Here is a 16,059-nt window from a genome sequence, read left to right as displayed (position 1 = left end):
TCTGCGTTCCTCCTCGCGGAGGCCGCAGACCGCCTGTCCCATTCAAAATGAACTTTGCAAATTTTCCGCGTCCCTCCGACCCTGCGCCGCTGTGGCAGGGCGCAGGAGAACCGTCGACCGCCGGGATCAGCGCCGCACCATCGGCTGAACTGGCGCCGAAGCCGCGCCTGCCGAGGCCCACGACGGCACCGACCCAGGAAGCACCGGCTGGACTCCGATTCGACTTCAACGACGGCTGCCGCGTCATGCTGCCCGACGCGGGACGGGCTTGGCGCGTCCGGCTGAGCGATCGTCAGACCGGGAACGTGCTGTTCGACGTCGATCTGCGGTCGGGCCACGTCAACAGCGCCAAGCGCTATTTCGTCCCGTTCAGGCTGGAGGTCTGGTCGGACGACGAGCGCGTGCTCCGTCACGACTACGATGCGCGCGGGCGCGACGTTCTGATCCAGTTTCCGGTCGGCACGATCGGCGACGTCATCGGCTGGTTCAGCTACGCGGTGAAGTTCAAGGACGTACACCAATGCCGGCTTACTTGCGCCATGGGCGAGCCGCTCATCGCGCTGTTCCGCAGCGCCTATCCTGACATCACCTTCGTCACTCATGAGATGGTGGAGGCAGATCGATTTTACGCGACCTACTCCGTCGCCTTGTTCTTCGACGACGCTGAATTCGTCTATCAGCCCTGCGATTTCCGCCAGGTCGGCCTGCACCGGACCGCGGCCTATATCCTCGGCGTCGACCCGGCCGAGCAGCCGCCCTTTGTCGCGCTCGCGGACGACAGCCGCCCGATCGCCGAGCCTTACGTCTGCATCTCGGTGCAGGCCACCACCCAATGCAAGCATTGGAACAATCCAGAAGGCTGGGATCGCACGGTCGCCTTCCTGAGAGCACGGGGCTATCGCGTGGTCTGCATCGATCAGCATCCCGTCACCACCCGTGATCCGTATCGGACGCAGATCCCGGCGGCGGCTGAGGACCAGACCGGCGATCGGCCGTTGCAGGAGCGCGCCCGATGGCTCAGGCATGCCGCCTTCTTCATCGGGCTGTCGAGCGGCCTGTCATGGCTGGCATGGGCCTCCGGCACGCCGGTCGTGCTGATCAGCGGCTTCACTCATCCGACCAACGAGTTTGCGACACCCTTCCGCGTCATCAATTATCACGCCTGCAACGGCTGTTGGAACGACGCGGGCCATCAATTCGACCATGCTGACGCTCTCTGGTGTCCGCGCCTGAAGGACACGCCGAGACAATTCGAATGCACGCGCCTCATCACCGCGGATCATGTCAAGGCGACATTGCTGAGCATTCCGGGATTTGGCGAGGGCTTGCCGCCTTCGGCCCAACTGCCCTCCTCCGGCGTGGCCGAACCGACCGACGCCTCCGATGCATATGACGCGCGCGCCGCATTGGCCGAGCCGGACGGTTCGTCCGACGAAGAGCCGCTCGCGATCAGCGAACTGCTCGAGCGCAATCTCGGCGATGTTCACCGCGGCGGGTTGGCGGTCGGCCTCACCGTTGGCGCCGGGAAGATGCTGGATCAGGCTGCAGAATTCATCGCAGAAGGCGACCGCGCCGCGACGGCCGGTGAGCTGGCTGCGGCGATTGCGAGCTACATGCGAAGCGCAGCCATGGTCAGGACTTTGACCGAAGCCGATCCGGACCATCCAGGTTTCCAGCGCAACTTCTCAGTGGCCTTGAACCGGATCGGCGCAATTCTGTTTGTGCAGCGCGACCTCGAACGCGCACACGCCACCTATCGCGCAAGCCTCGCCGTCGCCGAGCGGCTCCACGCAGCCTATCCTAACAATACCGGCTACCAACGTGACCTCGCCTGGTCCCATGCGCTGCTGGCCGACGTGCTCACGGCCGAGAGCCGGCACCAGGAGGCCTTCGATCACCGCCGCGCCAATACCGCCCTCACGACGCAGATGTGCGCGGCAGCTCCGGGCGAGTCCAACCTGCAAAGGGCGCTGGCGAATTCCTATCAGAGCCTGGGCGATGCGCTCATTCCGCTCGGACATGGTCATGGCGCGCTCGCCGCCTATCGGGTGAGCCTCGGCCTGGTGCAGCGCGCGTTGAGCGCCAACAACCAGGATCCGGCGTGGAACCAGCTCTCCCGCACGCTGCTGCCGAAAATCAGGAACACACTCCTGCTTCTCCGCCAGGGCGCGCCGGCCTCCTGAGCACCGGCTGCGGCCCTCCACAGTTCCACGCGACGTCGCACGACATTCCGATCGCGGACCGTTGATCCGCTGCGCATGCGCGCCGCTGAACGCCCGGCAAGATGCGGGCAGCATCTTGACGAGAAGATGTAATTCGCGTCAGATCGCCGCAGCCCGCTTTTGAGCTTGCCAGTCGAAATCAAGCACTTGGCAAACCACCGGGGCAAGCGGTCACGAACCCGCGATGCCCGAACAACAACACAATCGCGGACTCTCCCACGCTTCTTTTGGCCTGATTGCTGCGACCAAATAGCACAGTGCGACAAACTGGCGCATGCCCGGCGCGAGCGCGATCGACGCTGGACATGGCTCGAGCTGACAACGCTTCGGCGCTGGGCAGTCACGCACGGGGCCCACCGGGCGGATGAATTTGGGGAGAGTGATCTATGGCGAATAACACCTTCAACCCGACGGCTCTGGCCAACGGAACGTCGAACCTGCTGGTGCGGGCGTCGGCGCTCAACCTGTCGACAGACCTGGTCCAGGCGGGCGTGGTGTTCAACGATGCGGTCCGCGCCTCGCTCGGCCTCTTCACGCAGGCCGGCAGCGGCAACTCGAATCCATTCCTCGGCAGCTACACGACCGATCTGCACGCCGTTCAGAACGATATTGCGGCGATGCTGGCCAATCCCGGACAGGTCACCCTCGGTGGCCAAACCTTCACGCTGAACGCCACCGACACCGCTGTCCTCACCAATGTGCAGGCGCAGATCACGACGCTGCTCGCAGCTGCACCGCAGACCGCGAACGCCGCAACGATCACGGCCGCCGACCAGACGGTACATGCGGTCCAGCAGGAGATCCTGCAGGAGATCAACGGTGATGCGCATCTTTCCGGCGCCCTCAACAAGGTCGCCTTCCTCGCCAACACTGGCGGCCAGGATGTCGCCTTCCAGAACACGCCGGCTGGCGCCGACGATGCGGCGAGTCTGGCGGCCGCGACCGCGGGCAACACCCTCAAGGACGTCGGTGTCGTCTTCAACAAGGTCGTCGATCTCGCCTCCGGCGGCATCAGCACCGCGAATCTGCAGGAGGTGACGACCGACCTTACCGCGATCTCGCAGGGCCTGACCAACATCCTCAACAACAAGACCCAGCTGGCACAGATCGAGAAGGGCGAGACCGCGAATGCCGCAGCTCTGACGACGATCCATCTGCAAACGGTGCTGGGACAGGTCAATCTCGAGCTGAATCAGTATGCCAAAGCCGAGACCACCGGCAACCAGGCCGCGCTCCGAGGCACGGCTGACAATCTTCTTGATAGTATCGACATCATTCAGAACGATGCCAATCTGAACATGGCCGCGGGCGGAAACGGCAAGCCCGGTCACGCCGGCGGTTTCGCGGAAGATCCGGGCGGGCTGACCGGCACCGTGACCAAGTTCCAGGACAACCAGGCGCAGACGAATTTCTGGGCCGCCTTCCTGGCCGAGGGCAACACCATCAACGCGACGCTGCAGAAGATCGCAACCGGCGGCGCGCAGGCCAGCGCCGCACTGGTCACTCAGATCCAGAACTATCAGGCATTCGGCGCCAATTTCGATGCGGCCCAAGGCAATGTCTTCCGTGGCCGTTTCGACAATGAGCTTCTGAGCGGCACGCTGGAAGCCGATACGGCCGCTGCGGTAAAGGGCCTGCAGGGCATTCTGAACGGCGACACCGGCGCCGCGCTGGCCGCCGACAAGGCGATGCTCGCAGCCGCCGGACAGGGCTTCGCGGCGGACGCGATGGACGTGTCCGGCAACAACATCGCCATTGGCGGCGCGACCTATGTCGGCTCAGCCACGACGGTGTCGACAGCGACCTCCGTGCACGGCCTGGCCCAGGGCACCATCCCCGTCACCGCGACCCCGAACCTCGCCAACGGCACCGGCGGCTCGTCCACCACGCCGCCGAGCACTGGCGGCGGCGGTGCTGGTGGAGGAACCGGCACGGGCGGGATGCACACCACGCCGGTGAATTTCGATCCGGCCGCGCTGGCCAATGGCACATCCAACCTGCTGACACGGGCCACCGCGATCCAGCACTCGACGGATCTGGTCCAGGCGGGCGTCGTCTTCAACGACGCGGTGCGCGCCTCGCTCGGTCTGTTCAGCCTCGCCAACAGCGGCAACTCGCCGGCCTTCCTGACGAGCTATCAGGCTGACATCACCGCGGTGCAGACCGACATCGCCGCGATGCTGGCCAATCCAGGCCAGGTGACTCTCGGCGGCAAGACGTTCGCCTTGAACGCCACCGACACCGCTGTCCTCACCAATGTCGAGGGCCAGCTCGGGACGCTGCTCCAGGCCGCCGGACAGTTCGCGAACGCCAACACGCAAGCAGCCGCCAGCCAGACGATCCACGCGCTGCAGCAGGAGATCCTGCAGGAGATCCACAACGACGCGCATCTCACGAACGCGCTCGACAACGTTCCATTCCTGGCCAATACGGGAGGAATGGACGTGGCGTTCCAGACGTCCCCCGCCGGTGCGGATGACCCCATGAGCCTTGCTGCGGCCACCGCGGGCAACAGCCTGAAGGATGTCGGCCTGGTGTTCAACAAGGCCGTCGAGCTCGCCTCCGGCGGAGTCAACGCCGGCAATCTCGCCGAGATCAACACCGATCTGACGGCGGTGTCGCAAGGGCTGACCGCCATCCTCAATAACAAGACGCAGCTTGCGCAGATCGAAACCGGCGAGACCGCAAACGCTGCCGCGTTGACCACGATCCACCTGCAGACCGTGCTCGGACAGGTCAACCTTCAGCTCAACAAATATGATGCGGCCGCCGCCACCGGCAACCAGGCGGCGCTGCGTGGCACGGCCGACAATCTGCTCGACAGTATCGACATCATTCAGAACGACGCCAATCTGAACAAGGCGGCCGGCGGCAATGGCCAAGCGGGTCATGCCGGCGGCTTTGCCGAGGATCCGGGCGGCCTGACCGGCACCGTGACCAAGTTCCAGGACAATCAGGCACAGACCAATTTCTGGGCTGCCTTCCTGGCCGAGGGCAATACCATCAATGCGACTTTGCAGAAGATCGCCACCGGCGCAGCACAAGCCAGCGCCGCGCTGATCACCCAGATCCAGAACTATCAGCAGTTCGGCGCCAATTTCGATGCCGCCCAAGGTGCGGTGTTCCAGGGCCGCTTCGACAACGAGCTCCTGAGCGGCACGCTGGAGGCCGATACGGCCGCCGCCGTGAAGGGCCTGCAGGGCATCCTCAACGGCGACACCGGCGCGGCACTGGCAGCGGACAAGGCGATGATCGCCGCGGCCGGACAGGGTTTTGCCGCCGACGCAATGGACGTCTCGGGCAACAACATCCCGGTCAATGGCGGCACCTATGTCGGCACGGCGACCACCATCTCAGCAGCGACGTCCATCAAGGGCACCGCTCACGGCACCATTCCGGTCACCGCCACACCGAACCTCGCCAACGGCACCGGCGGCACGGCGGCGGCAGGAACGACCAACGCGGGCGGGGCGGCTGCCGGAGCTGCGGGCGCGGCCGGCGGAACGACAGCGAATGGCGGCGCAGCGGCTGGCGGAACCAGCAATGCCGGCGGCACCGCCAACAATGGCGGAGGCACAGCTAACAATGGCGGGACGTCAACCGGCGGACAGACTGCCAACAATGGCAGCAACAATGCACACCACAGCGATCACCATCACGATCACAGCTCACACGTGACTGCCCAGAGTGCGATGACCGGCCCTGACCTGTCGCATCATCACGCGATGCATCACATGTGGGCGTGAGGTGTGTGACCGAGCGGCGGAGCAGTCACCTGAGCTGCTCCGCTCGCCATGATCACGCCGCGGAAGCGCCGGTGCGAGCCCAGCCGACCCCGCTCGGCTGCCGCTTGCGCCACCGCCGAAACCAGGATCTTCCAGCGGACCGAGTCGAGGGACGTTGGAACGGTTCCAAGGAGAGGCCGAGGAACCATCGCCAGATCAGGGCAACTTCTTGTCGATAACGTGCATCGGTCCATCGATTACAACGCATTGTTGCAGAGGGGCCACGACTAAAATCAACGAGTTAGAACATTACCAAGGGCTGACGTGGCTTGCGGGCGACAGCGCGCCTGTGCCCGAACAACATCATATTTGAGGACCCTGCACCGCTTCTTTTGGCCCCATTGGAGCAAATAATTCCCAAGTGCTCTGTGGCTGCGACAAATCGCCCGCTCCGAAAGGAGTGAGTGAGACGTCGCATCCCGATCAACGCCCGCGTGCTGCCGAGACGCCAAGCAGCAGACGCCGGGTTGAAACTTGGGGAGATGATCAATGGCAGCCAATACCTTCAACCCGACGGCGCTGGCGAATGGCACGTCCAATCTGCTGAACCGCGCCGACGCGCTCAACTTGTCCACCGACCTCGTTCAGGCCGGCGTCGTCTTCAACGACGCGGTTCGCATCTCGACCGGCCTGTTCTCGACGCCGCAGAACAGCGGCAACTCCAATCCCTTCCTCACCAGCTACACGACCGATCTGCATGCCGTGCAGAACGACATCGCCGCCATGCTCGCCAATCCCGGCCAGGTGACGCTCGGCGGCAAGGCGTTCACGCTCAATGCGACCGACACGGCGGTGCTGACGCAGGTGCAGAGCGAGATCACGACGCTGATCAACGCGGCGCCCAACACGACCAATCCCAACACGCTGGCCGAGGCCGACCAGACCATCCACAACGTGCAGCAGATGATCCTGCAGCAGATCCAGGGCGATGCCCATCTGTCCTCGGCTCTGACGAACTTCACCTTCCTGGCCAACACAGGCGCGCAGGACGTCGCCTTCCAGTCTCTCCCGGCCGGCAATGACGGCGCCGCCAATCTCGCCAAGGCCACCGCCGGCGATCTCGTCGCCATCGGCCAAGTCTATAACGCAGTGGCCGACCTCGCGCTCGGTGGCATCAGCGCCAACAATCTGGGACAAGTCACGGCCGACTTCACCGCTGTGCAGCAGGGCTTGCAGGCGATCCTCAACGACCCCGCCAAGCTGGCGGCGCTGGAAGCCGGTCTGACCGCAGTCGATGCTCAGACGACGACCCTGCATCTGCAGACCTTGGTCGGCCAGATCGGTCTGCAGTTGAACAAATATGATAGCCCGGAAACACAGGCCAATCCGACCGCGCTCCGCGGCACCGCAGACAACATTCTGGATATGATCGACGTGTTCCAGAACGACGCGACCCTGAACAAGGCCGCCGGCGGCACCGGCATGCCGGGCCATGGCGGCGGCTTTTCCGAAATGCCGGGAGGCCTCACCGGAACGGTCACCAAGTTCCAGGACAACCAGGTGCAGACTAACTTCTGGGCTTCGTTCTTGGCGGAAGCCAACACGCTCGGCGCCAAGCTGAACGCTGTGGCAAACGGGACCGCGAACGCGACACAGGACATCATCACCCAGATCGCGAACTACCAGAACTTCGGCGTCAAGTTCGATCAGGCGCAGGGTGCCGTATTCCAAGGCCGTTTCGACAATGAGCTCGTCGCAGGAGCGCTGCAGGCGGACTCCGCGATGGCGACCAAGGCCCTCATGGGCATCATGAACGGCGACACCGGTGCCGCCCTGGCGACGGATCAGGCAATGTTGAAGGCTGCGGCGGCGAACTTCATCGGCAATGCCGGCGACATCTCCGGAAACAACATCGCGGTCGGCGGATCAGCCTACGTCAACTCGGTCACGAGCTTCATCACGGCCACAGCCGTCAACGGCATCGCTATGGGCACGGGTGCGCCGGCCGGCGCCAACCCGAACATCGCCAACGGTACCGGCGGCACACCGGCGAGCACGACCACCCCCGGTGGCGGCGGCATGGCCGGCGGAGGTGGCGCTGCCGGCGGAGGCACCGCCGGCGGAGGTAACGCGGGCGGAGGCACGACTGGCGGCGGCACAGCCGGTGGCGGAGCCACCGACGGCGGCAACGCTGGTGGCAACGCCGGCGGCGGTAATGCCGGTGGAGGTAACGCCGGTGGGGGCAACGCGGGCGGCGGTGCCAATGGCGGCGGCACCACAGGCGGCAACAACCAGACCACGACGACCCATCACTGCCATAGCCACCACAGCCATCACAGCCAAGACCACCATGCCGCAGCGGCGGCCGCCAACACGGCTGCAGCGGCCGCGACGGGCCCCGACATGTCGCATCACCACGCCATGCATCACATGTGGGGCTGACCCCGCCTTCGAACGACGTATCGATCTCGACCGGCGCAGACCCGAGGTCTGCGCCGGCTTCATTGCGTAAGGACGCAGCACGGGAGCGAACGTTTAGGTACGCGAGACGCGGCCCTCTCCGTGGACAGCACGACGAGGGGGCGTAGCGGCCAAACAGACTCGAACGCTTCTACACCATCGATTCATCGCTGCCCTGCTCGGGCCTCTGTTTCGCTTCAATCCGCCTGGAAAACGGCCTTCGTCGCATCCCAGCAAGTTGAGATCATGAACGAGCCCGCCTTCGCCTTACGTCCTCGGAGTATCAACGCCTCGACCGGTCCCGTCGCGCCTTCGGCGACGGCGATCGATGAACGTGCTTTGCGGATCACCGAACAGGCCTACCGAAAAGTGCTGGCGCTCCAACCGCACCATTTCCGCACCTTGTGCGGCCTCGCCATGGTGCGGCTGCAGTTGGGCGACGTCCACGAAGCGCGCACCCTGCTCGATCAGGCAGCGCGCGAGGCCGGCGACTCCGCGGAATTTCATCTGATGCTCGGCAAGGCCTTCGCTGGCCTGGGCGACCTGGCGACCTCGAGCGTCCATCTCCAGCGCGCCGTGGCGCTCGACGACACGCTGATCCAGGCCCGGATCCTGCTGGGCAGCGCATTCACCAACCTCGGAGATCCGGCAGGCGCAGTCCGGCACCTTGAGCTTGCGCTCGCGGCCGACGCGGATGATGCCGACGCCCATCAGACCCTTGGCTTCGCGCTGCAGCGCCTCGGACAATTCGAGCGCGCGATGTCGCATCACGAGGCGGCACTCGCGGCCCGGCCGCAATTCGCCGCCGCCGCTGCGAGTCTCGGAGACGCCTGCCGCCAGCTCGGCCGGCATGCCGAAGCCATCGCCCATTACGAGCGCGCTCTCACGCTCCAGCCCAATGCCCCAGCCGTCCTGCTCAATATCGGCGGCTGCCAGCAGGCCATCGGCCAGACCGAGGCCGCGGTCCGCACCTATCAACGCGCCCTCGTCCTGAGCCCGCATCTCGCCGAGGCGCACTACAACCTCGGCAACCTTCATCTGGAGATGAACAGCTGGCCGATCGCAGTCTTCCACTACGAGCGCGCGATCGCCGAACGGCCGGATTTTCCGGAGGCCCACAATAATCTCGCCAATGCGCTGCAGTCACGCGGCCGGCATGAGGAGGCGCTGGCGCATTATGACGAGGCGCTGCGCCGCAGGCCGAGCTACGCAATCGCGCACCGCAACCGCGCTGATACTCTGCGCAACATGAAGCGGTTCGACGAGGCCATCGCCGGTTATCACGACGCCCTCGCCCTCGAACCCGCCGATACGACGACCTTGAATCATCTCGCCGGCGTGCTGATGATCGTCGGCCGGCTCGACGAGGCCGAACAGGCCTACCGATCGGCGCTGGCGATCAATCCCCGCAACATCGGCGTCCATCTCAATTACGGCGTCGTCAAGCCGTTCACGGTCGATGATTCGCGTTGGCCGGCGCTGCAGGATCTGGCGGCGAGCGTAGAGACGCTGAGCGACGACGCACGCATCGCGCTGCACTTCACGCTTGGCCGCGCCTATGCCGACGTCAAGGACGGCGAAAAGTCATTGCGGCACCTTCAGGCCGGCAATGCGCTCGAGCGACGCCGCATCAGCTATGACGAGAACCAGACGCTGCGTCAGATGGAGCGCATCCGCGACGTGTTCTCCCGGGACATGCTGCAGGCGCGCGCCAATCATGGTGACCCGTCGACCGCCCCCGTCTTCGTGATCGGCATGCCGCGCTCCGGCACCAGCCTCATCGAGCAGATCCTCTCGAGTCACCCGGCGGCTTACGGGGCCGGTGAGGTGAACTACTTCGCGGCCGCGACCGGGCTGTTCACCGATCGTGCACGCGGCGACTATCCGGACATGCTGGCCAAGCTCGCAGATGCCGATCTTGGCTCGATCGCCGAGGCCTATCTCGCGCGCTTTACCGATCTGCCCGCAGGTGTGACCCGCATCGTCGACAAAATGCCCTCGAACTTCCTTTTTGCGGGCCTGATCCATCTTGCGCTGCCCAACGCGCGCATCATCCACGTCCGACGCAATCCGATCGACACCTGCCTGTCCTGCTTTTCCCAGCTGTTTTCGGAGCCGCAGCCCTTTTCCTACGATCTGGCCGAGCTCGGCCGCTACTACCGTGCCTATGAGGCCCTGATGGAGCACTGGCGCGCGATCCTGCCGGACGGCGTGATGCTCGATGTGGCCTACGAGGACGTGGTGCGCGATTTCGAGCCCCACGCGCGCAAGATCGTCGCCCATGCCGGCCTCGACTGGGATGAACGCTGCCGTTCGTTCCACGAGACCAAGCGGCCGGTCAACACTGCGAGCCTGGTCCAGGTGCGCAAGCCGCTGTTCACCGGATCGGTCGGCCGCTGGCGGCTGTATGGCGACCGGCTCAAGCCGTTGCTCGACGCGCTGGGTCCAGCCGAGGTGCAGGCGCCCGTCGCCGACGCCATCTCCGGCTCGATGCAGCCGTCGCCGACGAACCTCGCGCCGCCGGTGGCCACACCGATCGGCGACACCCCGCTTTTCGATGCCGACCAACTCGGAGCTTTGCAGACGCTGGCGGACGGCGCGGTGGCGGTGGCCAGGAAGCTCCAGGGGCGCGGCGACAACAATGATGCGGAAGCGATCTTCCGGCTGATCCTCGCCGGCCAGCCACGCCAGTTCGACGCGCTGGTCGGGCTCGGCATGATCTGCAGCGGCAGCAGCCGGCTCGACGAGGCGAAGGATTGCTTCCAGCGGGCGGTCGCCGTCAACGCGAAATCCGCCGAGGCCCATGGCAGCATCGGCGCGGTCGAGGCTTCGGCCGGACGTTACGATGCGGCCGTCGGCCATTACGAGACTGCGCTCTCTCTGTCCCCGAACCATCCCGGCATTCTCTACGCCTTCGCGATGGTGCGCCAGAACCAGGGGATGAGCGAGGAGGCGATGGTGCTGCTGCGGCGCGCCATCGAGAACAAGCCGCAGCATCTCGACGCCCATTTTGCCCTGGGCAACCTGCTCTACACGGCCGGAAAGGATATTGAAGCGGCGAAGTGCTACCTCAAGGTTCTCGAGTTCAGCCCGGAGCACGCCGAAACGCACAACAACATTGCCAATGTGCTATTGCGCCAGGGCCATCGCGAGCGCGCCATCGAGCATTACAAGCGGGCGATCGCGAGCCGCCCCGACTATGGCGATGCCTATGGCAATCTCGGCAATGCCTATCTCGAGCTCAATCGCCTCGAAGAAGCGATCGAGCAGAACCTGCTCGCGCTCAAGCTGAAGCCGGAGCGGTTCGGCTCATACAACAATCTGGGCGTGGCCTATCAGGCGCTCGGCCGCTTCGAGGAGGCGACCGCAGCGTTCGAGAAGGCGCTGGAGCTGGCGCCGGACGATGCGCCGATCCACCTCAACCTCGCCAACATGGCGAAGTTCAAGCCGGACGATCGGCGGCTGCCTGGACTGCGGGCGTTGGTCGACCGTGCTGATCAGCTCGATCAGGAAAAGCAGATCGCCGCTCATTTCGCGCTCGGCAAAGCGTTGTCCGATCTCAAGGACTACGATGCTGCGTTCGCGCATCTACGCCAGGCGAACACGCTCAAGCGCCAGAGCTTCGACTACGATTCGGAGCAGCGTCTTGCGATGATGAAGAATGTGGCCAGCCGCTTCACGCCGGAATTCTTCCGTTCGGTGGTCGGACATGGCGACGAGTCCTGGGCGCCGATCTTCATCGTCGGCATGCCGCGCTCCGGCACGACCCTCATGGAACAGGTGCTATCGAGCCATTCGAAGGTATTCGGGGCCGGCGAGCTCGAGACGTTCAAGGAGCTCGTGGGCGAATGCGCCAACCGTCAGAGGGTGCCCCCTGCCTTTCCCGACCTGATCGCGCTGCTGCCGCCGGAGGAGATGACCGCGCTCGGCCGGGAATATACGGCCCGCGTGCGCGTCCTGGCCCCCGAGGCCGAGCGTATTGTCGACAAGATGCCGCTCAACTTCCTGTTTGTCGGACTGATCCATGCCGCCTTCCCTCGCGCCAGAATCATCAACACCCGGCGTGATCCGCTGGACAATTGCGTCTCCTGCTACTCGCTGCTGTTCACAGGAGCGCAGCCTTTCGCCTATGACCTGACCGAGCTCGGCCATTACTACAGGGGCTATGAGCGCGTGATGGAGCACTGGCACGCCGTGCTGCCGCCCGGTGTCCTGATGGACGTCCAATATGAGGATCTGGTCGATGATCTCGAGGGCGTCTCGCGCCGCGTGCTCGCCCATTGCGACCTTGACTGGGAAGAAGCGTGCCTCGACTTCCACCGGACCGAGCGCATGGTGCGGACGGCCAGCCTGATGCAGGTGCGCGAACCACTCTACCGCCGCTCGATCGGCAGCTGGCGCCGTTATGAGAAGCATCTCGGGCCGCTCTACGAGGCGCTCGGCATCGCGTCTCCGCCGCCAGCCTAGCGAGGGAGAACGCCGCAATAACCGGGTGCTCTGGCCCAGGGATCGGTGACAGGCGAGGCACCCGGCTATCCGGCCGCGCGGCGGAGCGGCACAAACATAGTGCTCCAATCCCTTTAAAAATTTATCCTCATTATTTCGAAATGCTGTCAGTTGAACTACGCACCAGCGCGCTTTTTATAATCTACCTCCAGTTGAACTTACGTTGACGCAAACTACTCGCGCTTAGCGTGTCCGGTGATCGGTCAAGAATGGACCGCCCCTCTCTCAAGCGCCCGCGTGAGGCCACGTTTCGCCGCCAGCAGGCGATGCTGTGCTGCAGCATGCGGGCGCGACCGCGCGAGCCGACTTGGCAAACCATCCAACCGCAACTATAGATATTCGTTGAGATTTCTTTCCTCATTCAATTGTGTTTCCGGTCGAATTTCGAACGTTGCGCGACGGCCCGAGGGTGGCGCGATGCGTGGAAAGGATTGCGATGACGCACTGGGGCGAGCTCCTGGAGGCGGCCAATCGAAGCCGGCCCCATCTCTTCGCCAATTCGCCCCTGCCCTCGCGCGCCGCAGCTGCGCCGGACCCGACTGACGAAGACCGGACTGCGGCGGGCCGCCTGCATATTCAGCTGGTTTCTCGCATCGCGACCCAGGCCTTGCCCTATGTGGATGGCGAGGAGGTCGCGGCGCTCACGAGCGTCTATCAGCTGTTCAAGGAGGCCCGGACCATCTTCGACGAGCACCCGCAATGCGGGCTGCTGAACGACCTCGTCTGGCACGTTCTCAATGTCCATGTCCGGCCCTTCACCGCCAAATGGCACCGCCTGAGCGAGCGCGGTGCGCTCGAGGCGCTGGATGCGACCGACACATTCCGGGACGAGTTGGCCCGATTGCAGCCGATCCTGCGGCGTATGGACGCGCTGCTCGTCGCCATCCGCGACGGCGCGCCGTTTGCCGAGCCCGGCATCGACGGCGCCATGGATCATAACAAATCGATCGCGGAGGAGATGAACGCATCACTCCCTTGGGGGATCGACGAAAAGTTCGGCGGCCTGCCGCCGCGGGTCGCGGCCGGCATCAACAGCGCCGAGCGCGCCGCCATTGCGCAGCGTCGCACGCTTTATGCGGCGCGGCTTGCCGCGCAGGGACGGACAGCGCCCGAGCAGGATTGGACGGAACGGCCCCATGCCGCAGCCCTTGCCATTTCCGGCGGTGGCATCCGCTCGGCGACCTTTGCGCTCGGGGTCCTGGTCGCCCTCGCCCGGCGCAATCTCCTGTTTCAATTCGATTATCTCTCCACGGTCTCGGGCGGCGGCTATATCGGCGCGTTCATGACGACCTTCCTGAGCAGCCAATTCCTGAGCAGCGAAACCACAGCCGGGCCACCGCTCGGCCTGCTACGCGACGACCTGCCGTTTCAGCGCGAGGATGGCGAGGCGGCCGCGTTGCGACATGTCCGCCATCATAGCAAGTACCTCGCCACCGGCAGCGGCGTCGAACGGCTGCAGATCGCGTTCGCGCAGGTCTATGGCATGGTGATGAACGGGCTCGGCGTCATCTACCTCGCGGCCATCGCCGCTGTTGTCGAGTATATGCTGCGGCTTGCTCTGCCGCCGGCCGCGTTCTGGCCCACGCCCGTATTGATCGCGGGCGCTGCGCTTCTGCTCACCCCGTTCGTGCTGCCCCTGCTGTGGCGGCGCCCGGCTCATCGCAGCATGGCCGACCGGCTGCTGCTCGTCCTCTGCCTGATCCTGATTGTCCTGCTGGCATGGCATGGGCTCGGCTGGCTTCACCACAACCTCAGATGGCACCCGCTCTATCTGTTGATCCCGCTCGCACCGCTGCTTGCTTCCGCGCTGCTCGCGCTGTCCGGCCGCATGGCGGCTCCGCTTCGCATCCTGTTGTACATTGTGTCGTGGGTCGCGCTGCCGCTGGTCGTCGTCGGAGCGGAGCTCATCATCTATGATCAGCTCGATGGCAACACCGTGTTGCCGGTGCTTGGAGCAACCAGCAACATCTTCATCGCCGGCGTCCTGGTCGCGATCGGCTTCTGGCTGTTCTGCGACCTGTTCGACATCAACTTCACCGCGCCGCACCGCCACTACAAGAAGAAGCTCGCCGAGGCCTATCTCGTGCAGCCCGATCCCGCCGACCCGCTCGGTCCTCTCAGGCAGAACGTGTCGGTCCCTCTCTCGAGCTGCAACGAAGCCGGGCGCGGCCCGTATCATCTGATCAATTGCGCGCTGAACGTGCCCGCCTCCAAGGCGTCCCGCATGCAGGGACGGTTGACGGATTTCTTCCTGTTCAGCAGGGACTTTTGCGGCAGCCCCCTCACCGGCCACCAACCGACCGACGCGTGGGAACGTCTCAATACCGATCTCGACATTGGGACGGCGATGGCGATCTCCGGCGCGGCTGCGGCGCCGCAGATGGGCACTGGCACGATCAAGTCGCTCAGCTTCTGGCTGGCGCTGTTCAACATCCGGCTCGGCCATTGGATCAGGAATCCCGGCCACGCACGTGCCGCCGAGGTGGGTCCGCCCGGCCTGTCCTACCTGCTGCAGGAGGTCTTAGGCCAGGCCGACGAGACCAGGCCCTTCCTCAACGTCTCCGATGGCGGCCACATCGAGAATCTCGGCGTGTACGAGCTGCTGCGCCGGCGCTGCAAATATATCGTCGCGATCGACGGCGAGCAGGACGCGCAGATGACGTTTCACGGCCTGACGACCCTGCAGCGGCTGGCCGCGATCGACCTCGGTGTCACCATCGAGATCGGGCTGGATGCGCTGCGGCTGAGCAAGACGAGCGGACTCAGCCACTCGCATTTCGCCTTCTGCCGCATCCGTTATCCGAACGCCGAACGCGGCGGCAGCGAGAGCTTCGGCTATCTGATCTATCTCAAGCTGTCGCTGACCGGCAATGAAGGCGAGTTCATTCGTCGCTACCGGCTGGACGAGCCGGACTTCCCGCACCACTCCACCGCCAATCAGTTCTTCACCGAGGCCCAGTTCGAGGCCTATCGCAGTCTCGGCGAGCATGTCGGGGACAAGCTGTTCCTGTCTGCGATCGTCGGACCCGGCATGTCGCGCTCCTCCGAGGTCTGGATCGAACCGTGGTTTCACGCCATCGGACAGAACCTGCTGACGCCGCAGCCCTAGCAGGCCGTTGAAGAAGTCAGTGGCGTCGGGCCTCTCG

Annotated in this window: 5 protein-coding genes; all 5 read left to right on the top strand. The window is 64.8% G+C overall.

Annotated features, from left to right (window positions below; all coding sequences use genetic code 11):
- Positions 1–47 precede the first annotated feature (47 nt).
- Positions 48–2,183, top strand: coding sequence for an autotransporter strand-loop-strand O-heptosyltransferase (locus HL671_RS34195; protein ID WP_172242741.1), 2,136 nt, complete (start codon positions 48–50; stop codon positions 2,181–2,183).
- A 425-nt stretch (positions 2,184–2,608) separates the two neighbouring features.
- Complete coding sequence (locus tag HL671_RS38100; RefSeq protein WP_012044384.1) at positions 2,609–5,968, top strand: beta strand repeat-containing protein; 3,360 nt, start codon at positions 2,609–2,611, stop codon at positions 5,966–5,968.
- A 528-nt stretch (positions 5,969–6,496) separates the two neighbouring features.
- Entirely contained in the window at positions 6,497–8,389 is a 1,893-nt protein-coding gene (locus HL671_RS34185) for a hypothetical protein (protein WP_172242738.1), read from the top strand.
- Positions 8,390–8,653: 264 nt separating this feature from the next.
- Complete coding sequence (locus HL671_RS34180) at positions 8,654–12,874, top strand: sulfotransferase (RefSeq protein WP_172242735.1); 4,221 nt, start codon at positions 8,654–8,656, stop codon at positions 12,872–12,874.
- A gap of 475 nt (positions 12,875–13,349) precedes the next feature.
- The gene (locus HL671_RS38095; protein ID WP_210264215.1) at positions 13,350–16,022 is read left to right on the top strand and encodes a patatin-like phospholipase domain-containing protein; all 2,673 of its coding nucleotides are present in this window, start codon (positions 13,350–13,352) and stop codon (positions 16,020–16,022) included.
- The last annotated feature ends 37 nt before the right edge of the window (positions 16,023–16,059 follow it).

This window comes from Bradyrhizobium denitrificans (assembly GCF_013179005.1).
Classification (GTDB): domain Bacteria; phylum Pseudomonadota; class Alphaproteobacteria; order Rhizobiales; family Xanthobacteraceae; genus Bradyrhizobium; species Bradyrhizobium denitrificans.
The sequence above is the reverse complement of the archived record's forward strand: the minus strand, read 5'-3'. Positions and strand labels throughout refer to the sequence as shown.

Excerpts from the sequence above, each read along its gene's own strand:
- HL671_RS34195 (WP_172242741.1), top strand. The coding sequence starts at position 48 with ATGAACTTTGCAAATTTTCCGCGTCCCTCCGACCCTGCGCCGCTGTGG.
- HL671_RS38100 (WP_012044384.1), top strand. The coding sequence starts at position 2,609 with ATGGCGAATAACACCTTCAACCCGACGGCTCTGGCCAACGGAACGTCG.
- HL671_RS34185 (WP_172242738.1), top strand. The coding sequence starts at position 6,497 with ATGGCAGCCAATACCTTCAACCCGACGGCGCTGGCGAATGGCACGTCC.
- HL671_RS34180 (WP_172242735.1), top strand. The coding sequence starts at position 8,654 with ATGAACGAGCCCGCCTTCGCCTTACGTCCTCGGAGTATCAACGCCTCG.
- HL671_RS38095 (WP_210264215.1), top strand. The coding sequence starts at position 13,350 with ATGACGCACTGGGGCGAGCTCCTGGAGGCGGCCAATCGAAGCCGGCCC.